Source organism: Burkholderia sp. LA-2-3-30-S1-D2 (genome assembly GCF_001523915.2).
Taxonomy (GTDB): domain Bacteria; phylum Pseudomonadota; class Gammaproteobacteria; order Burkholderiales; family Burkholderiaceae; genus Burkholderia; species Burkholderia diffusa.
The window spans coordinates 1,184,511-1,203,185 of sequence record NZ_CP013383.1; the positions used below are offsets into that span (position 1 = coordinate 1,184,511).

Below are 18,675 nucleotides of genomic sequence, written 5' to 3' on the forward strand. Positions count from 1 at the left end.
TGCACGCATGTCGTCCTCCGCATGAGGCGGACACGATTCGCGTGCGGCTTGCTCCAATTGCGCCGCGATATTTTTTATGGTCTTGTTGCACGATCACGCGTCGACTCGAAAAAGGACGGCGGATGCAGTCGGGCCATTCATACGGGGTCCCTTTGATCAGGGGAATAGGCGCGCGCGAGCGTGGGCTTCGTGCCGTCCGTCGATTGTTCGTCCTGTTGGCGTTGGGCGTGTCATGCGTGCACGCGTTCGCCGCTTCTCCCGAGACCGTCAACGACAACGTACTGCGCGTCCTTGCATGGCCCGGCTATGCGGACAACGATGTCGTCAATGCATTTGAGACGCAATTCCATGTGCGCGTCGAAGTGACGTTCGTCGATTCCGACGAAGCGTTGTGGACGCGAATGCACAGCGCGTCGCCACCGCCGTATGACGTGCTCGCGGCCAACACGGCCGAGATCCAGCGCTATGCGCGCGGCGACCTGCTCACACCCATCGATCTGTCCCAGATCCCCAACCGTCGACGGCAACTGCCGAATTTCCGGCAGCTCGCGACGATCGGCGGGCTCGTGCACAACGGCGCGACCTATGCGATTCCATTCACGTATTCGTCGATGGGACTGATCTACGATCGCAAGCAGGTGCCGGTCGCGCCACGTTCGATGCTGGAACTCTGGAATCCGCGTTACCGTGGCAAGGTGCTCGACTTCAACAGCGCGCAGCATAATTTTTCGTTCACCGCGCTTGCGCTCGGCTATCCCGACCCGTTTCACCTGTCGCCCGCGCAAACTCTTGCCGTCGCGCACAAGCTGGTCGACCTGCGACGCAACCTGCTCACGTATTACACGTTTCCGGAAGAGGCGACCGCGCTGTTCGTCCAGCATCGCGCAGCGCTGATGTTCGGCAACTACGGCACGCAGCAGGTCGAACAACTGCGTCGCGCCGGTGCGGATGTCGGCTACGTGATTCCGAACGAAGGCGCGCTCGCGTGGCTCGACTGCTGGGGCGTCACGCGTGGCGCGGAGCATCGCGAGCTCGCGTTCGCATGGATCAACTACATGCTCGAACCGGCGATCGGCGCGCTGCTGACCGAACGCCAGGGGCTCGCGAATACGCTCGAGCCGCCACCCGGTCTCGAGGCCGGCCACCAGCACCTCGTTTGGATCCAGCCGGTCGAGGACATCGCGCGGCGCGAGTCGCTGTGGAGCCGCATCGTATCGGGCGATCGGCCGGAGCGGTTCGACAAATGATCAGGCTCGGGCTGACGTCGAAGCTGTCGGTGCTGTTCGCATGCATCGGCGTGATCGCGTCCGGCACGACCGGCTACTACACCTACCGCGCGAACCGGACGATGCTCGTGCAGGAAGCACAGCACAGCCTGCTGATGTCGACGCAATTGCTCGGACAGCGCTTCACGACCGCGCTGTCCGACGTGGCTGACGATGCGCTCGTGCTCGCGCAATTGCCGTCGGCGGCGCTCGTCGCGGGCGGCGGCGGCACCGATCGCGCGCCGCGCTCGCGGCTCGAGCAGGTGTATTTCAGCTTCATGAAGAACCACCCCGAGTACCTGCAGGTTAGGCTGATCGCGCGCGGCGATTTCGGGCTCGAGCGCATCCGCGTCGATCGCGACGCGCACGGCATCGTCGTGCTGCCGGAGAGTGCATTCCAGGAGAAAGGGCAGTTTTCCTACGTATTCGACACGCTTGCGACGGCGCCCGGTCATATCTACCTGTCGCCGATCGTGATCAATCACGAGACCGGCTCGCATGCGGCCGAAGGGCTGCCGATCCTGCGCGTGGGCACGCCGGTCGTCGATCAGGCCGGCGTGGTCGTCGGCGCGCTGGTCGTCGACGTCGAGTTGTCGCGCATGTTCGATCGGCTCGAGCGCGACCTGCCGCAAGACTACGTGGTGTTCCTCGCGAACGAGTGGGGCGACTTCCTCGTGCACCCCGATCCGTCGCAGATCTTCGGCTTCGATCGCGGGCGGCGCGTGCTGATGCAGGACAGCTTTCCCGACACGCGGCTGCTGTTCGCCGGGACGCGCACGAACGTGACGCTCAACGCTCTCGCGCAGCCCGACGAAGTACCGGGCGAGATGCTCGCGTTCGTGCGCACGCCGTTCGGCAAGAACGAGGGCAACCGCTTCGTCGTGCTCGGCATGGCGCGTCCGCTCACGGACGTGCTGGCGCCGGCCGGGATGCTCGGCGAACGGATCATCCGGATGGTGTTCCTGATGAGCCTGGCAGCGGTGATTCTCGCGATCCTGTTCGCGCGTGCGATCACGCGTCCGTTGCAGATGCTCGCGCGCGCGGCGACCCACGTGTTCGACGATCCGGCCGCCGAACGGTTGCCCGTTGCGCGGGCCGACGAAATCGGCGTGCTGGCGCGCTGTTTCGACTGCATGCGCGTCGAGATCCGCACGCAGGTCGCGATGCTGCGCGCGAAGCAACTGGAGCTCACACACCTCGCCGGTCACGATCCGCTGACCGGCCTGCCGAACCGCCTGCTGTTCATGGAGCATCTCGACGCCGCGATCCGGCATGCGGCCGCGGAGCGCGAGGGGTTGGCGGTGATGTTCGTCGATCTCGACCGCTTCAAGCAGATCAACGACCAGCACGGACACGCGGCCGGCGATCGCACGCTCGTCGCGGTCGCGAAACGGCTGAGCCTCGTGCTGCGCAGCGGTGACATGGCCGCGCGGCTCGGCGGTGACGAATTCATCGTGCTGATTTCGGAGGTGCGATCGCCGGCGGTGATCGGCGATATCGCGTCGCGTATCCAGATCGTGATGGCCGAGGAGCTGGAGTTCGGCGACCGTCACCTGGCCGTGGGCGCGAGCATCGGTGTCAGCGAATATCCGGTCGATGGCGCGTCGGCGGAGGAACTGCTGGTCAAGGCCGACGCGGCGATGTACGCGGCCAAGGCGTCCGCGCAGTGCGCGTGCGTGCGTTACCAGGAACTGCTGGGCGGCGGCGGCGCGGATGCGGGCGCCCGCATAGCGGCGGGCGGCGGCCGCTGACGGCGGGCCGGTCCAGCGTGCCGCGCAAATGCGACGAGCCCGTCACGGGACGGGCTCGCCGGATCCGGGTGGACTGCGCGCGATGCGCGCGGCGGCGGGCTTAGTGGCCGAAGTAGACCGAGTCGCGCGCGTTGTGCACCTTGACTGCCGGTGCGCCGCCCTGGACGACCGGGGCCGGTTGCGCGCCGTAGCCGCTGGCGTCGGCGGCCTGCACGCGCGCTTGCGCGGCCTGGATGTCGGCCGGGTAGTGCGGGCTCGACTGGCTCGGCTTGTAGCCGGCGTTTTCGAGCTGGACGAGTTCGTTGCGCACTTGCGCGCGGGTTACGGTGCTTTGGGCGAAGGCGCCGAACGAAGCGGACAGGGCAACAGCGGCAACGACTGCGGAAACGAGCGATTTCATGATGACCTCCGATGTTCTATTGAGTTCGCCGGCGACACCATGTCGTAAGCGATTGATTACATCGTAGGCGTCGGCCGATTCAGGGTAAACGTGAATTCCGACTAAAGATCGTTGCAAACGGGATAATAATCCCAGCGGAAATCCGATCCGTCCCTGTTCCGTGCCGCGGGAATTGCAGACCGGTGGCGGGCGGGAGCGGCAAGGCGCCGCGCATGGGCGAACACCCGGCGGCGGGCGCCGGCAGGTGGGACGGGACGGGGGCGTTGCCGGATCAGACGCCGTCGGCGTCGTCGATCTCCTTGCGCTCGCGGCGTTCTTCGTTGCCGCGGCGCGCCCGCAGGCGCTGGCGCGACAGGACCGCGATCACCTGCTGGGTGGGCGCGCCGGACGGCAGCTCGTTGCGGATGCGATCGGGCACCATCGGCAGGCCCGCGCGCTGCCGGCGCAGTGCCTTCGCGATTGCCCGGCGGCATTCGTCCCCGTGGCAATCCCATTCATCGCGGATTCTCTGGCAATAACGGCATTGTTCCATCGAGACAGTCTAACGCGTCCTGGGGATCGGGGCTGAAGGGGGAACGGACCGTGACGGGGCCGGCGGGCGGCCGACGTCATTTCGCGTTTGCATGCGGGCTGTCGACCTGCGCGACGGGCGATGCCGCGTGCCGGAAGACGCCCGACTTCCAGATCATCTGGGACGCGGCGACGAGCACGAACAGCAGGACGACCATCCGGAATACGCGCGGTGACATTTTGTCCCGCAGCGGGCGAACGAGCCACATGCCGGCGATGGCGGGCAGGCTGGCCGCGGCCGAAATCGCGAGGTCGGCGGCGCTCGCGTGTGCGGCGCCGCTGAACGTCGTGATCAGTGTGACGATCGACACCACGAGGATGATCGCGATTTGCTTCGTGAACGCGCGGCCGGTCGCGCCGGATGAAATCAGGTAGGTGGCGAGCAGCGGCCCCGGCACCGACGCGATGCTCTCCATCAGCGCCGCGCCGAACCCGAGCGCGAACCCGACCGGCTTTTGCCATGCCTCCGGCAGGTTCAGCTTCGGCGCGCTCAGCATCAGCGCCGCGGCGACGATCAGCAGCGCACCCGACGCGGCCTGTGCGTGGCCCGCGTTCAGCGACAGGAGAATCGCGACGCCGACGACGTTGCCGAGCACGGTGCCCGCGATCGGTGCGGCGATCTTGCGTGCGGTCGCCAGGACCTCGCCGCCTTCCAGCGCCTGCGGGATGTTGCCGAGGATGATCGGCATCGACAGCAGCAGCACCGCATGCCGGATCGGCAGGAACTGGTTCAGGATCGGCATCGCCACCAGCGGAACGCCGATGCCAGTGATCCCCTTGACCATCCCGCCGAGCAGCAGTGCGACGGCGATGCCGATCAGGTCGAGCAGCGCGAGCCCGTGCAGGCTGGACACCAATACACCTTCAGTCAGATCGAGATGAGTCATCGGGAGCAGGTCGAGACATGAGCGGCGGCGGGGCGGTCGACGGCACCCGTTGCGGGTGCGTGCGATGGCGCACGCCGTTGTTTGGTTTTGCGTCGAACCGGTCGCCCGTTGCATCGTCCGCCGTCGGCATTCGACAGGGAGGCTTCGGCGCGTTGGCGCAAGCCCGCGCGTGCCACGGCGCCGGCGTTCGACACGGTTCGAGGCTGAATCTTACCCGAGCGCGACGCGGGGCATCGGGCGCGGTCGTGGGGTCGCGCCCATATCGTTGGAGCGCTTCAATACGCTTCATGATGCGTGGCTCTATCATGTGGAAAATACATGGACAGAAACAAGGAGGCGAGATGACGCTTGCGCAGTTGCAGGCCCTGGCGGCCGTGGTCGAACTCGGCTCGCTGACGGCCGCGGCCGAGCGGCTCAGTCGCAGTCAATCCGCGATCAGTCATGCGTTGACCGAACTGGAGGACATCACCGAGGTCAAGCTGCTGTTGCGCGACCGCCAGCCGGTCGTCCTGACTGCTGCCGGCGAACGCCTGTGGCCGTACGTGCAGAACGTGGTTCGCGAGGCACAGACGCTGCGCCAGCAGTTCGGCCTGTCGCGCGGCAAGCTCGAAGGGCGGCTGGTGGTCGCGTCGCTGCCGAGCGTTTCGCTCGCATTCGTCGTACCCGCGCTCGAGGCGTTGAAGGCGGCGCACAACGGCGTGACGGCGGTACTGCTCGAAGGCACGGACGCGGAGGTCGAAGGATGGCTCGACGACGGCACCGCCGACGTCGGCGTGGTCGCCGGCACGAAGACCTTCGCGAACAATCTGCCGCTGCTCGACGAGGATTTCGTCGCGGTGGCAGCGGACGGCATGTTCGACGGCCGCAAGAGCGTGTCCGCGAAGCTGTTGTCCGCGATGCCGTTCGTTTTCTCGAAGGCGGGGTGCGGGCCGGTCATCGCGGATTACTTCGCGCGCAACGGTGCGTCGCTTCGCGCCGCGTTCAACGTGGTCGAGATGCGGACCATCCTGTCGATGGCGGAGGCGGGAATGGGCGTGTCGATCGTCCCGCGCATCACGCTCACCTACACCCGGTTCGGCGGCCGGGTGCTGGAGCTGTCGCCCAGGCTGCGCCGTTCAGTGCGGCTGTCGTGGAACGCGACCGGCAATGCGGTCGCAGACGCATTCGTCAAGCTGGTGGACGCCCAGCGCGCGAAGGCGGGAAAGGCGATTCAGGTGCGAGCGAGAAAGGGAAAGTAACGCGTCGGCAGCGCGACGAGGGGATGAAGCGCGTTCATGGGCGACTTGCAGTTTATTCATGTCGATAACCGTCGACATGCAATACATTGTGGGTCCATCGCCCTGACTTCACTGCCTCGAAGGAGACCGCCGTGCCGGCCTTGCCCACCCTGATTGCTTTCGGACTCGTGTCGCTCGGCATGGTCCTGACGCCCGGCCCGAACATGATCTACCTGATCTCCCGCTCGATCTGCCAGGGCCGCCGCGCTGGGCTGGTGTCGCTCGGCGGCGTCGCGCTGGGGTTCGTGTTCTACATGTTCTGCGCCGCATTCGGCCTTACCGCGCTGGTGCTGACCGTGCCATACGCGTATGACGTGCTGCGTTTCGCCGGCGCGCTGTACCTGGCATATCTCGCGTGGCAGGCGCTCAAGCCGGGCGGCCGCTCCGCGTTTCAGGTGCGGCAGCTGCCGCACGAGAGCGGCGTGCGACTCTTCACGATGGGCTTCGTCACCAACCTCGCGAACCCGAAGATCGCGGTGATGTACCTGTCGCTGCTGCCGCAGTTCATTTCGCCGGGGCACGGCAGCGTGCTCGCGCAATCGCTGGCGCTGGGTTGCGTGCAGATCGCGGTCAGCGTCAGCGTCAACGCGCTGATCGCGAGCATGGCCGGCTCGATCGCGGGGTTCCTTGCCGGTCGGCCGGCCTGGGCACGGGGGCAGCGCTGGTTGATGGGGACCGTGCTGGCCGGACTGGCCGTGCGTATCGCGCTGGAATCGCGAAGCTAGCCGGTGAAACGGCTAGCGGAGGCAATCGACGTACCGATGCGAATGCAACGTTCGGCGGACGAACGGGCGCAGCCGATCCGCGTGAAGCAGGCCGTCGCGCATTCGCCGTGCCGGTAAGTGGACGGTGCGCGTTGCGCACGATGTCCCGCACGAGCCGGCCCCGGCCGCCCGCCGCGCGATCGCGCGCCGCGGGCGGCCGCCGCGTCAGCGCTCGCCGCGCTTCTTGCTCAGCTCGATCGTCTCGAACAGCTCGTACTGCGCGGTCGGGTGCTGATCCGCGCCCGGCGCGTGGTAATAACGCATCGTGATCGTCGTGTGGCCGCCCGGCTTGCCCGGATCGTGGTCGAACACGGCGATCCCGTAGCCCGTGCCCGTATCGCGGCGCGCGGACCAGATCGCATCCTCGAGCGCATCGGCCGGCTTGCGCACGAACGTGTTCGGTGCGGCGCCCGGCACCGGCCGGTTCGGCTTCGTGAAGACCTTGGCCTGCGCAAAGCCGGTCGCCGGGTTTTCGCCGTACACGTCGAGCGGCGCACTGGTGCCGCCGCCGCCGAGAATCAGGTGAATCGTGCCGTGGCTCGTGTCGAACGTCGTGCTGTTCGGGTCGGTCGACCCGACCGGACGCGGCTGCAGCGTCTCGACGACTTCGCCGGTCGAGGCATCGACGCCCGCGCGGTGATTGCAGCCTCGCACCGGGTAGCTGCGCTCGTAGTCGTGGTCGTGACCGCACAGCACGAGGTCAACACCATAGCGATCGAACAGCGGCAGCCATGCCTCGCGAATGCCCTTGTCGGAGCCGTTGCCCGTCTTCGACGAGCTCAGCGCGTCCTGGTGCATTTGCACGACGATCCAGTCGATGTCGTCATCGTGGGACGCGTGACGCAGCGTGTGCTCGAGCCAGCGCGTCTGCTCGCCGTTGCTGTAGCCGCGTACGTAGAACGACGTGCCCGGGTCGATCGGCGCGCGGCCGGTGCTCGCGGCCGGCACGAGCGGATTCGGGCCGCCGACGAATGCGGCCGCATCCTGGTACACGACGTCGTCGGCGTCGAGCGAGATGAACAGCACCGAGCTCACGCGGAAGCTGTACCAGCGGCCCGGAAAGCGCGTGCCGTTCTCCGGGAGCATGTAGCGCGCGAGATACGAGTCGAGCCCCTGCGGGCCGTTGTTGAATTCGATCTCGTGATTGCCCGGGCATGGCATCCACGGGCGGTTCGCAGCGGACGTCTGGTTGTTGTTGCCGAAGTCGCGCCACACCTCCGGCTGATGCGCGGGGTTCAGGTTCGCGTAGCAGAGGTCGCCGTTCAGCAGGTGGAACAGCGGCTGGAACTGCTCGACGGCCTGCACCGCGAAGCGGCTTTGCGGCGACGACAGCACCCACGCGCCATTCGGCGTCGCGAGGTCGCCGTAGCTCGTGAAGCGGAACGGCGCGCGCCCGCGCGGCGCGGTCGTGAAGGTCGCGGCAAACGGCTGCGCGGCGTTGCTGTCGTTGTCGGCCGTCAGTTCATAGCGGTAGCGCGTGTTCGGCTTCAGGCCGTGCACCCGTGCGTGGTACGTGAACACGGTTTCGCCGTTCAGGCCGTCGGTGTAGATGCGCTGCACGCCGTGCACGGTGCGTGCCGGTTCGCCGTCGGCGACGATCCGCGCGCGCGGATTGACGGCCGGTGCGAGCGACGCCCACGAGATCGCGACTTCCGATGTTGGGTCGCTGCCCCATGTCAGGTGCACCTGCTCGGGCGTGCCGTCCGGATTCGACCCGGCGGCGCGGGCGGCCGCGAGCCCGCCCGCGGCGGTGGCGAGGCCGGAGACGCCGGCCAGTTTCAGGAAGCCGCGACGCGATACGGAAGCGGCCGGCTCGTTCGACTCGGCGGGGAGGTTTTCCTGGTTCGACATGATCGTATTTTCGTTGGATGACACGCGAGATGCGGAACTGCCCGGCCGTGCGCGAGCGCGTCGGGGGCGTGGGCCGGAAACGAGCGGGATCCCGGTGACACGCATTGTCGAAGTTCAGTTTTGCCGGGTTGTGACAGACGGTAATCGATGCGCGGGCCCGATGCGTCGATGGCGCGCGCGGCGTTGCCGTCACGGCGGAAATTTTTTTGCGTGTGTCGCGACGGATTTTTTCGCATGCGTCGTTTAACGAACGAACGGCCACTTCCGGCCGGGAAACGATGCTTCGGAGTCTTGCATGAAACTTTCCATTTCATTACGGTTTGCCGCGGGATGCGTGGCCGCGCTGGCGACGTCCGCCGCATTCGCGCAGGCCGTCATCGTCGCACCGGTCGCACCGCCGCCGCCGCGCGTCGAAGTGATGCCGGCGCCGCGCGCGGGCTACGTATGGGATCAGGGCCACTGGCATTGGCGCCACGGCCGCTACGTGTGGATTCCAGGTCACTGGCAAGTGGTACGTGCCGGCTATCACTGGGTGCCGGGACACTGGGCCGCGCGCGGCCCGAACTGGCGCTGGGTGCCGGGCCACTGGGCGTGACGCGCAGGGCGCCGCGCGGCGTGCAGCGTCCGCGCGGCGGGACTTCCACACAATCTCATCGGTCGAGCCATGCCTTTTCGAACCATCGTGATCCTGACAGCCGCGGCCATCGTGCTGGCCGGCTGCGTCGTGGTGCCGGCGCGCCCGGTGTATTACCGGCCCGCGCCGGTCGTCGTATATTGATCGCGCCGGCCGGCGGGCGATCGACAGGATCGATATGCCGTTCGAACCGGATCTCGACGAAATCGACCGGGCCGATCCCGGGCGCGGCGCACCAAGTGTCGAAGAAGCGCCGGTCCGACGCATGCAAGGAGAGCACGACGATGAGCTTCAGCCGGACAACGGGCGCAACCGCCGGCAGCATGCGGCGTTCGCACCGCGCATCGCGGAGCGGCCTGCGTTGAGCGACGCCGATCCGGACGCGGAACTCGTCGCGCGGGTTGGCGCGCGCGACGCGTCGGCCGTGCGTGCGCTCGTCGCACGCAAACTGCCGCGCTTGCTCGCGCTCGCGACACGCATGCTCGGCGACCGGACCGAAGCCGAAGACGTTGCGCAGGAAACCTTCCTGCGGATCTGGAATCATGCGCCGCGCTGGCGGGATGGCGAAGCGCGCTTCGACACGTGGCTGCATCGCGTCGTGCTGAACCTGTGCTACGACCGCTTGCGCGGGCGGCGCGAGGAGCCGGTCGACGCATTGCCCGACATGCCCGACCCGCAACCCGAGCCGGCCGCGCACGCGGAGTTGCGCTCGCGCGACGCGCGCGTGCGCGAGGCGCTCGCCGCGTTGCCGCCAAGGCAGCGGGAAGCGCTCGTGCTCCAGTACTATCAGGACATGTCGAACGTCGAAGCGGCGAACCTGATGGGCATCACCGTCGATGCGCTGGAAAGCCTGCTCGCGCGCGCACGGCGCAACCTGCGCGCGCAACTGGCCGGCGACCCACCTAGCGAGGACAAGCGATGACACCCGAAAGATTCCGTACCATCGTCGCCGCGTACGGCTCGGATGCGCGGCGCTGGCCGCAAGACGAACGCGCGGCGGCCGAAGCGTGGGCGCAAGCGCATCCGCGCGACGCGCTGGAGGCGCTCGACGATGCCGCCGAGCTCGATGCCTGGCTCATGCAGGACACGGTCGCGCCGCCGGCGCCGGCGCTCGTCGAACGCATCGTCGCGTCGGCGCCGGTGCCACAACGTGCGCGGCGCCGGGGCAGGGTGTGGTGGTCGGGCGCGGCGTTCGCGGGTGTCGGGCTGGCCGGGGCGTTGGCCGGCGCGGTGGCCGTGTCGATGCTGATGCTCGGCAGCGCGCCGATCGCGCAACACGAACCGGGCTACCTGACGACGACGTTCGGCGGCCCGAGCATCGACGGAGGCGACGAATGAGCGAACGCGGCTGGAAATTGTTGCTCGTCGGGTCGGTCGTGCTGAACGTGTTCATGCTCGGCGCGATTGGCGGCGGCGCGTATCAGTGGTTCTCGACGCATCGTGGCCTGCATGGAACGGGGATGCCCGGACAGCGCACGGCATTGCGGTTCGCCGCGGACGGATTGTCCGATGCGCGTCAGCAGGCGTTCGCGGCGGCGCTGAAGGCGGCGCGCAAGGACGCTCGGGATTTCGCGCGGGAAGGGCGCGATGGGCGGATCACGGTGCTCGATCTGCTGGCCGCGCCGCAGCTCGATCGTCCGGCGATCGATGCGGCGCTCGACCGGACGCGAGCGGCCGATAGTGCGTTGCGAGGGCAAGTCGAGCGCAGTGTCGTCGATTTCGCGGCGACGCTCACGCCGGACGAGCGCGCGAAGTTCGTCGACGGGTTGCGGCGTAGCGGGAACTGGCGGATGCCGGCGAGATTGCAGAAGCAGCAGGGGGCGGCGGGAAACGAGTAAGCCACACGTCGTCCAGTGACGGCACGGAATGACCGTTCACGCCGATACCTGTCCCGGGATTATGATGGCCCGATCGGCAGCACATTCCCGATGAACGCACCGCAACACGTGGCGGCAATCTCGAGAGCCGCGGCAAGGACGAGCCATGGATCGAAGCGAAGACTTTATCGTGCGCACCATGTCGGCCAGTGAAGTGGCCATGTCGGTCGAATGGGCGGCCGCGGAAGGATGGAACCCTGGCCGGCACGACGCGCGTTGTTTCAGGGAAGCGGACCCGGCCGGTTTCTTCGTCGGCATCTGGCGCGGCGAGCCGGCCGCTTGCCTCGCGGCGGTGGCTTATGACGAACACTTCGGCTTCATCGGTCTCTACATCGTGAAACCGGCGTTTCGCGGCAAAGGCCTCGGCCTGCGCATCTGGCAGCACGGCATGCGTTACCTTGGAGAACGAAACATCGGCCTGGACGGTGTCGTTGCCCAGCAGGCGAATTACAGGAAGTCGGGGTTCCGGCTCGCGTATCGCAACATCCGCTATCAGGGGCGCGTGGGCGGCATCGGGTGCGCGCAGGTTGCGGCAGCGGCCGACGTACCGTTCGAGCAGTTGCTCGCCTACGATCGCCGGTGTTTTCCGGCGGCGCGCGAGCGTTTCGTCTCCGTCTGGATCGCGCAGCCGGATGCCGTGGCGCTCGCGACCATCGACGCGGGCCGTGTTGCCGGATACGGTGTCGTGCGCCGCTGCCACGCGGGCTGCAAGATCGGCCCGCTCTTTGCCGATGACGCCGATGTCGCGACGGGGCTGTTTCGTGCGCTGGCGTCGCGCATGCCCGGCGAGGTGATCGTGCTCGACGTGCCGGAAACGAACCCCGCAGCCGTCGCGCTGGCGGAACGTCACGGCATGTCGAGCGTGTTCGAGACCGCGCGGATGTATACGAAGGAAGCGCCCGCGATTGCGATCGACCGCGTGTTCGGGGTGACGTCTTTCGAGCTCGGGTGATCGTCGCGAGCATGGCCGGCCCGGAACGGACGCCGGATTTTCCCATGCGTCTGCCGACGTGACGCCGTCTCCTGGCTACTTCTCGAACCAGTATTCGAACTCGGTGTGGTTCTGGTTGAACGCCTTGGCGTCGGACACTGTTTCCGCGCGCACGATGCCGTGGATGCCGCGGAACTTTCCGGACCCGCCGGTGATATCCAGTTCCGTGAGGTTCTTCAGCCGGTTCTCCGTTTGCCTACCTGCCGGCGCAAGCAAATGCTCGACGCCAGTTGAAAGCCGCGTGCAAGAAGCGGCAGATTCGACGTCTACGAGCTGAACCGGAAATATTTCGTCCATGCAGCGACGGATTTCCCGCCAGCCACCGTTCAACACGGGTACGCATCGCGAGAGCCCCCGTCATGGACCATCCGAACGACATCTCAACGGCCGCCATCGCGCTGAACCGTTTCGGCCTCGGCGCGCGGCCCGACGAAGCGCCGCCTGTCGATCCGAAGGCCGCGCTGGTCGCCCAGTTCGACCGTTACGACGCACGGCCGGCCGCATGGGCTGGCGAACCCGACGCGATCACGCTCGCCACGCGCTTCGCGACGGCCCGCAACGCGATGACGAGCGACGACGCGGCGGCCAGACGTGCAACCGAGCAGTCGATCCGCCGCGACGGCTACGACGCATATCGCAGCGCGGTCGCCGCACGACTGAACGGCGCGCTCGTCACGCCCGCGCCGTTCGTCGAGCGTCTGGTGCATTTCTGGGCGAACCATTTCGCGGTGTCGGTCGACAAGGGGCAGGTGGCCGCGTATGCGGGCGCATTCGAGCGCGATGCGATCCGCCCGCACGTGCTCGGCCGCTTCGAGGACATGCTCGTCGCCGTCGAGCGGCATCCCGCAATGCAACTGTTCCTCGACCAGGCGCGCTCGGTCGGCCCCGACAGCCCGGCCGCGCTGCGCGCCGAAGCCCGCAATCCGGCGGCGCGACGCGGCCTCAACGAGAACCTCGCGCGCGAAATCATGGAACTGCATACGCTCGGCGTGCGGACCGGCTACACACAAGCGGACGTGACGGAATTCGCGCGCGCGCTGACCGGCTGGAGCATCGCGGGCGGACGCGGGCCGCAGCCCGGCGGCGCGGCGCCGGGTGCGTTCGTGTTCCGTCCGAAGCTGCACGAACCGGGCGCACGCACGGTGATGGGACGCACCTACGACCAGCCGGGCGAAGCGCAGGCACGCGCGATCCTGGCCGACCTGGCACGTTCGCCCGCGACGGGCCGGCATATCGCGTTCCAGCTCGCCCGCCATTTCGTCGCCGACAATCCGCCGCCTGCGCTCACCGACCGGCTCGCCCGCGCATTCGAGACGAGCGGCGGCGATTTGCCGACCGTCTATCGCGCGCTGGTCGATGCGCCCGACGCCTGGGCGCCGGTCAATCGCAAGTTCAAGACGCCGTGGGAGTGGGCCGTGTCGTCGCTGCGCGGGCTCGGCTGGCGCGACGCGGGCGACCTGAAGGTCGCGCCGCTGCTCGCGCAACTCGGCCAGCCGGTATGGCGGCCCGGATCGCCGGCCGGCTACGACGACGTCGCCGCGAGCTGGGCCGCGCCCGACGCGCTGGTGCGCCGCGTCGAGATCGCGCAGCGGCTGGCTGCACGCACGGGCGACCGGCTCGACCCGCGCACGCTCGGCAATACGCTGCTGGCCGGCTCGCTGAGCGCGTCGACGGCGACCGCGCTGTCGCGTGCCGAAAGCGCGACCACGTCGCTCGCGCTGCTGCTCGTGTCGCCCGATTTCCAACGGAGATGAACATGGCCCGATCCTTGACTCGTCGACATTTCCTGAGCGTCGCCGCGGCCGGCGCGGGCGCGATCCTCGTCGCGCCGCGCATCGTGTTCGCGAACGTCGAAACCGACCGGCGCTTCGTGTTCGTGATCCAGCGCGGCGCCGCCGACGGGCTGAACATCGTCGTCCCGTATGCGGAACCGGCGTATGCGTCGCTGCGCGGCCCGCTGGCGATCGACGCTGCGGCGGCGACACGCATCGACGGCATGTTCGCGCTCCATCCGTCGCTCGTGCAGACCGCGCAGATGTTTCGGGACAAGCAGGCGCTGTTCGTCCACGCGATTGCGTCGCCGTATCGCGACCGCTCGCATTTCGACGGCCAGAACGTGCTGGAGACGGGCGGGCGCGCGCCGTACCAGGTGAGGGACGGCTGGCTCAACCGGCTCGCCGCGGTGTTGCCGGCGACGCGCGACCGCGCGATCGCGTTCGCGCCGACGGTGCCGCTCGCGTTGCGCGGCAGCGTGCAGGCCGCGTCGTATGCGGCGTCCGGTCTGCCGGCCGCGCCGGACGACCTGCTCGCGCGCGTATCGGCGCTTTACGAGGCCGACGCGCAGCTCGGGCCGCTGTGGCAGTCGGCGATGGCCGCGCGGGGCCTCGCCGGCGATGCGCATGCGCGCCAGGATCCGGCGGGCGTCGGCAAGCTTGCGGCGACGTTTCTCGCGCGCAGCGACGGCCCGCGGATCGCGATGATCGAGACGGGCGGCTGGGACACGCACAGCGCGCAGAACGCGCGGCTCGCGAATCAGTTGAAGGCACTCGACACGATGCTCGCCGCATTGCGCGACGGACTCGGGCCGGTGTGGCAGCAGACCACGGTGCTCGTCGCGACCGAGTTCGGCCGCACGGCCGCCGCGAACGGCACGGGCGGCACCGATCACGGGCAGGCGTCGGTCGCGATGCTGGCGGGCGGGGCGGTCGCGGGCGGGCGCGTGATCGCCGAGTGGCCAGGCTTGCGGCCGGGCGACCTGTACGAAGGACGCGACCTGAAGCCGACCGCGTCGCTCGATGCGCTGATCGCGGGCGCGGCCGCCGAAAGCCTGCGGCTCGATCCCGGCCATACCGCGGCCGCGCTGTTCGCGCAAAGCGGCGCGACGCGGCCGATGACGGGCCTCGTTCGCGGAACCGCATGACGCGCGGCATGCGCGCGCTCGCATCCGCCAGCCGATTACATATGACACAACAGGGAGAATCGACGATGAAGATCCGATCCGTATCGCTTGCCGTGTTGGCGACGACGAGTGCCGTGCTGATGTCCGCGTGCGTGGTGGAACCGGCGCGGCCGCCGCAGCCCGCGCCGGTCGTCGAGGTCGCGCCCCCGCCGCCGGCGCCAGGTTATCGCTGGGCGAAGGGCCATTACCGCTGGGCCGGCAATCACTGGGCGTGGGTGCCCGGACATTGGGTGGCCGTGTATTGAAGCCCGTGAACGGCGCGCCGCTCACCACCCGATGCGGTGCTTCTCCTCGGTTTCGCTGTGCCGCCAGTCGTCGTCCGCATGCAGATACTGGCTCGTCGTCGTCAGCGACACGTGCCCGAGGTTGTCGCGCACGAGCCGCAGATCGACGCGGCCATCGGCCATGTGCGAGCCGGCGCTGTGGCGCAGCCAGTGCGCGGACGCCTGTTCGAGCACGCGCGCCTGTTCTTCGCCTGCATTTCCCTGCGCACGCAACCGCTCGGCCGCGAACCGGAACACCTGCTTCACGATCCGGTGCAGCGCCGCGCGTGTGAGCGGCTTGCGCGTGCGACCGACCGGCAGCACGAGCGGCGTGGGTTCGCCGTCGGCCGGCAGCGCGGGCAGGCCATGCGCGCGCCGGTAGCGCGCGAGCTCGACCATCATCTCGGCGGTGGCCGGCACGAGCCGCTGCCGGCCGCCTTTGCCGGTCACGTCGAGCCACCAGCGGTCGCGCCCGTTCGCATCGCGTCGCGCAAAGAATTGTCCCATCGTGGTGTCGGCTGCTTCGGTGATGCGCAGCCCGCCGAGATACAGCAGCGTGAATACCCAGCGCGCGCGATCGGCATGGACGGCGGCGCGCGCGTCGTCGCGCGGCATCGCGGCGATCGCATCCTTGACCGCCTGCCACAGCGGCGGCCCGAGATGGCGCGTGACGCGCGGCGCGGGCCGTCGTTGCCGCTGCCGGGACAGCGCGAGCGGATTGCCGGCCAGGTAGCCGGCCTGCACGAGCCACGAGAACATCACGTTCAGGATGACCATCGCCTGCCGCTCGCTGGCCGCCGACAGCGGCCCGTAGAACGGCCGCCAGCGCGGGTCGCCGCGCGGATGCTTGCGGCCGCCGTTCGCGCACCACAGGTCGGCCGGCACGGGCGCGAGCAGGAACTGCCGGTAGCCGACGAGATCCTCGTGCGTGAGCGACGACAGCGGCTTGCCGCACGCGATGACGGCCCACAGCAGCAGGCGTTCGGCTTCCTTGCGGTAGTTCTGGAACGTGGTGGGCGTATCGACGAAGCGTGCGAGCCACGCGCGCACGGCGTCGAGATCATGCGTCGCGGCGATCTGAGGATGCGCGCTGGTCGAGCGATTGGTGCCCGCGCGTCCGTCGAGCGCGGCCGGCACGGTCAGCGTATCGATCGGCTGCGGCCGCAGCGCGACGCCGGACGGAACGGGTGAGGTCATGCGAAGAGGTGGCGCGGCTCGCCGGTGAGCGGGCGGGCGCACGCGGCGCGACGAAGCGTACGAGGAAGCGCCGATGGTAATACACGATCGCCATGCGGTGAAGCCGCCGTCGATCGCGCGTGTCCGGCCGGTGACGAAGCGCGTGGCGGACGAGCACGGCCACGTCACCCCAGCGACAACACGCTGTTCAGCAACGTCCGCACGAGCGTCGCCTGCCGCGTGACGCCCGTCTTCGAAAAGATCGCGCGCAGGTGCGAGCGCGCGGTGTTCTTGCTGATGTCGAGCTCGTCGGCTGCCTCCTCGAGCGTCGACCCGTTGACGAGCGCGAGCGCCAGGGCGGTCTCGGCCGGCGTGAGGTCGAACAGCTTGCGCACGATGTCGTGCGACGCCTGCGACTTGCGTTCGGCATCGCGGATGAAGATGGCGCACGCCGGCCGGCGCGGATTGTCCTCCGACCATTCGCTGAGCGGGACCGTGCGGATCAGCACGCCGAGCGGCGGCTTGCCGGACGGGCGCGACACGGCGATCGCCTGCGCGACCGTCGGCGCGCCGCCCGCGCGCTCCGCGACCACCTGCCGGATCAGCTTCTGCAGCTTGCGGTCCTCCAGCGGATACGAGGCCTCGAGCGCGCCGCCGCGCACGCGCAGGCCGTCGCATTCGGCGAAGATCTCGTCCGCGACGGAGTTGGTCTTCATGATCGTGCCGCGCTCGTCGAGGATCGCGGTCGCGACGAGCATGCGGTCGATCGTGCTCGCGTACAGCATGCGCTCCGATTCGACCATCCCGAACTTCGCATGCAGTCGCACCGCGCGCTTCAGGTGCGGCAGCAACGCGTTGCAGACGGCCTTGTCGGTCACGGAGAACGCGTGGCCGTGATGCGAGCGGCACACGCGGAACCGGCATTCGATCCCGTCGGGCGTGCGCAGGTCCGCGCCCATCAGGTAGCCGACGTCGAACGGCTCGAGAAATTCGCGATACATCGCGCTGCCGCGCCACACGCCGACGCCGGGCAACTCGTCGACGGTGACGACACGATCGCTCGGCAGGTTCACGAACGGATCGAGCGCGTAATAGTAGTTGTTGTACGACGCGACGCCCGGCAGCGGCGCGCCGTGCCCGGACGCATTGATCATCAGCCCCGCGTGACCGCCGGCGGGCCAGCGCAGGATCATCGTCACGTAGTTCGCGTCCAGATGCACGCGGATCCGTTCGAGGGCGCCGCCCCATGGCACGTCTTCCAGCGGGCCTTCGTAGATTGTCGCGAGCAGCGCGTCGAACTGCTCGAGCGTCAGGCTCGATCGGGCAAGGCTCGGGGGAAGGGCCGGGGGCGCCGTGGTCATCGGGGTTGTCTCCTGTTGCAGCGCCGGGTCGCGGTGCGCCGGGCGTGCGGGTGCGTGCACGGGCGTATCCGGACCGCCGACGGCGGCGCGCGGCGGCCTGCACCGGAATACGGTAGCGCGCCGGCGCACGCACGACATCGCACGAATGAGGGTGGCGGCATGCCGTTGTAAGCCATTCGTGAACTTTCCCGAAGCAGCGTTCGTCTAATCGGCCCGCCAATGCTTCCTGAGGAACACCCGATGATTCGCAAGACCAGAACGCTGCTCGGCGCGGCCGTGATCGCCGGCAGCATGCTGCTCGCCGGATGCCAGACCGGAGCGGCCGCGACGGACGCGCGCGCGGCTCGCCCGGCCGACGGCCGGCCCGTGACCAGGACCGTTTATGTCGCGCCGCAGGCGGCGCGCTGCACGGGCGTCGCGCCGATGGACTGCCTGCAGGTGCGCAGCAGCCCGGCGGAGCCGTGGAGCCTGTGGTATGCGGGTATCGAGGGTTTTGCGTACCAGCCGGGCTATCGATACGTGCTGGAAGTCGACGAATACCGCGTCGCGCAGCCGCCGGCCGACGGCTCGTCGATCCGCTGGGTGCTCAAGCGGGTCGTCGAGCGCCGCCAGGTGAACTGACGGCCGGTCGTGCCCGCCCGTGGCGCCG

At 68.6% G+C, this 18,675-nt stretch carries 20 protein-coding genes; 13 read left to right on the forward strand and 7 right to left on the reverse strand.

All coding sequences use genetic code 11. The annotated features are described in order from the left end of the window. Positions 1–122 precede the first annotated feature (122 nt). Both WS66_RS05510 and WS66_RS05515 read left to right on the forward strand, forming a co-directional pair. Complete coding sequence (locus WS66_RS05510; protein WP_059600570.1) at positions 123–1,247, forward strand: extracellular solute-binding protein; 1,125 nt, start codon at positions 123–125, stop codon at positions 1,245–1,247. Next, positions 1,244–3,016 (forward strand): diguanylate cyclase domain-containing protein, encoded by a 1,773-nt coding sequence (locus WS66_RS05515; RefSeq protein ID WP_059600569.1) that lies wholly within the window; start codon positions 1,244–1,246, stop codon positions 3,014–3,016. Before WS66_RS05510 ends, WS66_RS05515 begins: the two co-directional genes overlap by 4 nt. Before the next feature lie 100 nt (positions 3,017–3,116). Here the strand turns inward: WS66_RS05515 and WS66_RS05520 are convergent, their stop codons facing one another. The 3 genes from WS66_RS05520 to WS66_RS05530 form a co-directional block, all read right to left on the reverse strand. Then, on the reverse strand, positions 3,117–3,416 hold the full coding sequence (locus WS66_RS05520) for a DUF4148 domain-containing protein (RefSeq protein ID WP_059600568.1): 300 nt from the start codon (positions 3,414–3,416) through the stop codon (positions 3,117–3,119). Positions 3,417–3,687: 271 nt separating this feature from the next. Beyond that, complete coding sequence (locus WS66_RS05525) at positions 3,688–3,948, reverse strand: hypothetical protein (protein WP_006760082.1); 261 nt, start codon at positions 3,946–3,948, stop codon at positions 3,688–3,690. Between the two features lie 76 nt (positions 3,949–4,024). Then, positions 4,025–4,873, reverse strand: a complete 849-nt coding sequence (locus WS66_RS05530; protein ID WP_059600567.1) for a sulfite exporter TauE/SafE family protein — start codon at positions 4,871–4,873, stop codon at positions 4,025–4,027. 341 nt (positions 4,874–5,214) lie between these two features. Here WS66_RS05530 and WS66_RS05535 point away from each other — a divergent pair, with 341 nt between their 5' ends. Further along, entirely contained in the window at positions 5,215–6,111 is an 897-nt protein-coding gene (locus WS66_RS05535) for a LysR family transcriptional regulator (protein WP_059600566.1), read from the forward strand. Between the two features lie 131 nt (positions 6,112–6,242). Further along, a complete protein-coding gene (locus WS66_RS05540; protein ID WP_059600565.1) occupies positions 6,243–6,875 on the forward strand; it encodes a LysE family translocator in 633 nt (210 codons plus the stop codon). 204 nt (positions 6,876–7,079) lie between these two features. On the opposite strand, the gene WS66_RS05545 is transcribed toward WS66_RS05540, so the two are convergent. After that, entirely contained in the window at positions 7,080–8,765 is a 1,686-nt protein-coding gene (locus WS66_RS05545; protein ID WP_059600564.1) for a purple acid phosphatase family protein, read from the reverse strand. Positions 8,766–9,060: 295 nt separating this feature from the next. Between WS66_RS05545 and WS66_RS05550 the strand changes: the two genes are divergently transcribed. From WS66_RS05550 to WS66_RS05570, 5 genes are all read left to right on the forward strand, one after another. Continuing rightward, on the forward strand, positions 9,061–9,360 hold the full coding sequence (locus tag WS66_RS05550; protein ID WP_059600563.1) for a YXWGXW repeat-containing protein: 300 nt from the start codon (positions 9,061–9,063) through the stop codon (positions 9,358–9,360). Between the two features lie 217 nt (positions 9,361–9,577). Further along, positions 9,578–10,321, forward strand: a complete 744-nt coding sequence (locus tag WS66_RS05555) for an RNA polymerase sigma factor (protein WP_082728897.1) — start codon at positions 9,578–9,580, stop codon at positions 10,319–10,321. Continuing rightward, complete coding sequence (locus tag WS66_RS05560; protein WP_059600562.1) at positions 10,318–10,737, forward strand: hypothetical protein; 420 nt, start codon at positions 10,318–10,320, stop codon at positions 10,735–10,737. The genes WS66_RS05555 and WS66_RS05560 overlap by 4 nt, the downstream gene beginning before the upstream one ends. Further along, positions 10,734–11,237 (forward strand): periplasmic heavy metal sensor, encoded by a 504-nt coding sequence (locus tag WS66_RS05565; RefSeq protein ID WP_059600561.1) that lies wholly within the window; start codon positions 10,734–10,736, stop codon positions 11,235–11,237. The genes WS66_RS05560 and WS66_RS05565 overlap by 4 nt, the downstream gene beginning before the upstream one ends. A gap of 145 nt (positions 11,238–11,382) precedes the next feature. After that, positions 11,383–12,228 (forward strand): GNAT family N-acetyltransferase, encoded by an 846-nt coding sequence (locus WS66_RS05570; RefSeq protein WP_059600560.1) that lies wholly within the window; start codon positions 11,383–11,385, stop codon positions 12,226–12,228. A 75-nt stretch (positions 12,229–12,303) separates the two neighbouring features. Here WS66_RS05570 and WS66_RS05575 read toward each other — a convergent pair whose 3' ends face one another. Further along, positions 12,304–12,564, reverse strand: coding sequence for a hypothetical protein (locus tag WS66_RS05575; RefSeq protein ID WP_159086519.1), 261 nt, complete (start codon positions 12,562–12,564; stop codon positions 12,304–12,306). Positions 12,565–12,626: 62 nt separating this feature from the next. Here WS66_RS05575 and WS66_RS05580 point away from each other — a divergent pair, with 62 nt between their 5' ends. The 3 genes from WS66_RS05580 (at position 12,627) to WS66_RS05590 (ending at position 15,471) form a co-directional block, all read left to right on the forward strand. Next, the gene (locus WS66_RS05580) at positions 12,627–14,021 is read left to right on the forward strand and encodes a DUF1800 domain-containing protein (protein WP_059600558.1); all 1,395 of its coding nucleotides are present in this window, start codon (positions 12,627–12,629) and stop codon (positions 14,019–14,021) included. Positions 14,022–14,023: 2 nt separating this feature from the next. Then, on the forward strand, positions 14,024–15,187 hold the full coding sequence (locus tag WS66_RS05585; protein WP_059600557.1) for a DUF1501 domain-containing protein: 1,164 nt from the start codon (positions 14,024–14,026) through the stop codon (positions 15,185–15,187). Between the two features lie 65 nt (positions 15,188–15,252). Beyond that, the gene (locus WS66_RS05590) at positions 15,253–15,471 is read left to right on the forward strand and encodes a YXWGXW repeat-containing protein (RefSeq protein ID WP_059600556.1); all 219 of its coding nucleotides are present in this window, start codon (positions 15,253–15,255) and stop codon (positions 15,469–15,471) included. A gap of 21 nt (positions 15,472–15,492) precedes the next feature. On the opposite strand, the gene WS66_RS05595 is transcribed toward WS66_RS05590, so the two are convergent. Together WS66_RS05595 and WS66_RS05600 are read right to left on the reverse strand one after the other, a co-directional pair. Continuing rightward, positions 15,493–16,686 (reverse strand): tyrosine-type recombinase/integrase, encoded by a 1,194-nt coding sequence (locus WS66_RS05595; RefSeq protein WP_059600555.1) that lies wholly within the window; start codon positions 16,684–16,686, stop codon positions 15,493–15,495. Between the two features lie 164 nt (positions 16,687–16,850). Then, positions 16,851–18,026 carry a helix-turn-helix transcriptional regulator gene (locus tag WS66_RS05600; RefSeq protein WP_059600602.1) on the reverse strand — a complete coding sequence of 392 codons (1,176 nt, stop codon included), beginning with the start codon at positions 18,024–18,026 and terminating at the stop codon, positions 16,851–16,853. Between the two features lie 240 nt (positions 18,027–18,266). Here WS66_RS05600 and WS66_RS05605 point away from each other — a divergent pair, with 240 nt between their 5' ends. Further along, entirely contained in the window at positions 18,267–18,647 is a 381-nt protein-coding gene (locus WS66_RS05605) for a DUF4377 domain-containing protein (protein WP_059600554.1), read from the forward strand. The last annotated feature ends 28 nt before the right edge of the window (positions 18,648–18,675 follow it).

What these genes read in the sequence shown, in the direction of transcription:
- WS66_RS05575 (WP_159086519.1), bottom strand. Translation starts at nt 12,564, where the DNA reads ATGGACGAAATATTTCCGGTTCAGCTCGTAGACGTCGAATCTGCCGCT.
- WS66_RS05585 (WP_059600557.1), top strand. Translation starts at nt 14,024, where the DNA reads ATGGCCCGATCCTTGACTCGTCGACATTTCCTGAGCGTCGCCGCGGCC.
- WS66_RS05570 (WP_059600560.1), top strand. Translation starts at nt 11,383, where the DNA reads ATGGATCGAAGCGAAGACTTTATCGTGCGCACCATGTCGGCCAGTGAA.
- WS66_RS05560 (WP_059600562.1), top strand. Translation starts at nt 10,318, where the DNA reads ATGACACCCGAAAGATTCCGTACCATCGTCGCCGCGTACGGCTCGGAT.
- WS66_RS05550 (WP_059600563.1), top strand. Translation starts at nt 9,061, where the DNA reads ATGAAACTTTCCATTTCATTACGGTTTGCCGCGGGATGCGTGGCCGCG.
- WS66_RS05545 (WP_059600564.1), bottom strand. Translation starts at nt 8,765, where the DNA reads ATGTCGAACCAGGAAAACCTCCCCGCCGAGTCGAACGAGCCGGCCGCT.
- WS66_RS05590 (WP_059600556.1), top strand. Translation starts at nt 15,253, where the DNA reads ATGAAGATCCGATCCGTATCGCTTGCCGTGTTGGCGACGACGAGTGCC.
- WS66_RS05525 (WP_006760082.1), bottom strand. Translation starts at nt 3,948, where the DNA reads ATGGAACAATGCCGTTATTGCCAGAGAATCCGCGATGAATGGGATTGC.
- WS66_RS05520 (WP_059600568.1), bottom strand. Translation starts at nt 3,416, where the DNA reads ATGAAATCGCTCGTTTCCGCAGTCGTTGCCGCTGTTGCCCTGTCCGCT.
- WS66_RS05565 (WP_059600561.1), top strand. Translation starts at nt 10,734, where the DNA reads ATGAGCGAACGCGGCTGGAAATTGTTGCTCGTCGGGTCGGTCGTGCTG.
- WS66_RS05600 (WP_059600602.1), bottom strand. Translation starts at nt 18,026, where the DNA reads ATGACCACGGCGCCCCCGGCCCTTCCCCCGAGCCTTGCCCGATCGAGC.
- WS66_RS05555 (WP_082728897.1), top strand. Translation starts at nt 9,578, where the DNA reads ATGCCGTTCGAACCGGATCTCGACGAAATCGACCGGGCCGATCCCGGG.
- WS66_RS05595 (WP_059600555.1), bottom strand. Translation starts at nt 16,686, where the DNA reads ATGACCTCACCCGTTCCGTCCGGCGTCGCGCTGCGGCCGCAGCCGATC.
- WS66_RS05530 (WP_059600567.1), bottom strand. Translation starts at nt 4,873, where the DNA reads ATGACTCATCTCGATCTGACTGAAGGTGTATTGGTGTCCAGCCTGCAC.
- WS66_RS05515 (WP_059600569.1), top strand. Translation starts at nt 1,244, where the DNA reads ATGATCAGGCTCGGGCTGACGTCGAAGCTGTCGGTGCTGTTCGCATGC.
- WS66_RS05605 (WP_059600554.1), top strand. Translation starts at nt 18,267, where the DNA reads ATGATTCGCAAGACCAGAACGCTGCTCGGCGCGGCCGTGATCGCCGGC.
- WS66_RS05535 (WP_059600566.1), top strand. Translation starts at nt 5,215, where the DNA reads ATGACGCTTGCGCAGTTGCAGGCCCTGGCGGCCGTGGTCGAACTCGGC.
- WS66_RS05510 (WP_059600570.1), top strand. Translation starts at nt 123, where the DNA reads ATGCAGTCGGGCCATTCATACGGGGTCCCTTTGATCAGGGGAATAGGC.
- WS66_RS05580 (WP_059600558.1), top strand. Translation starts at nt 12,627, where the DNA reads ATGGACCATCCGAACGACATCTCAACGGCCGCCATCGCGCTGAACCGT.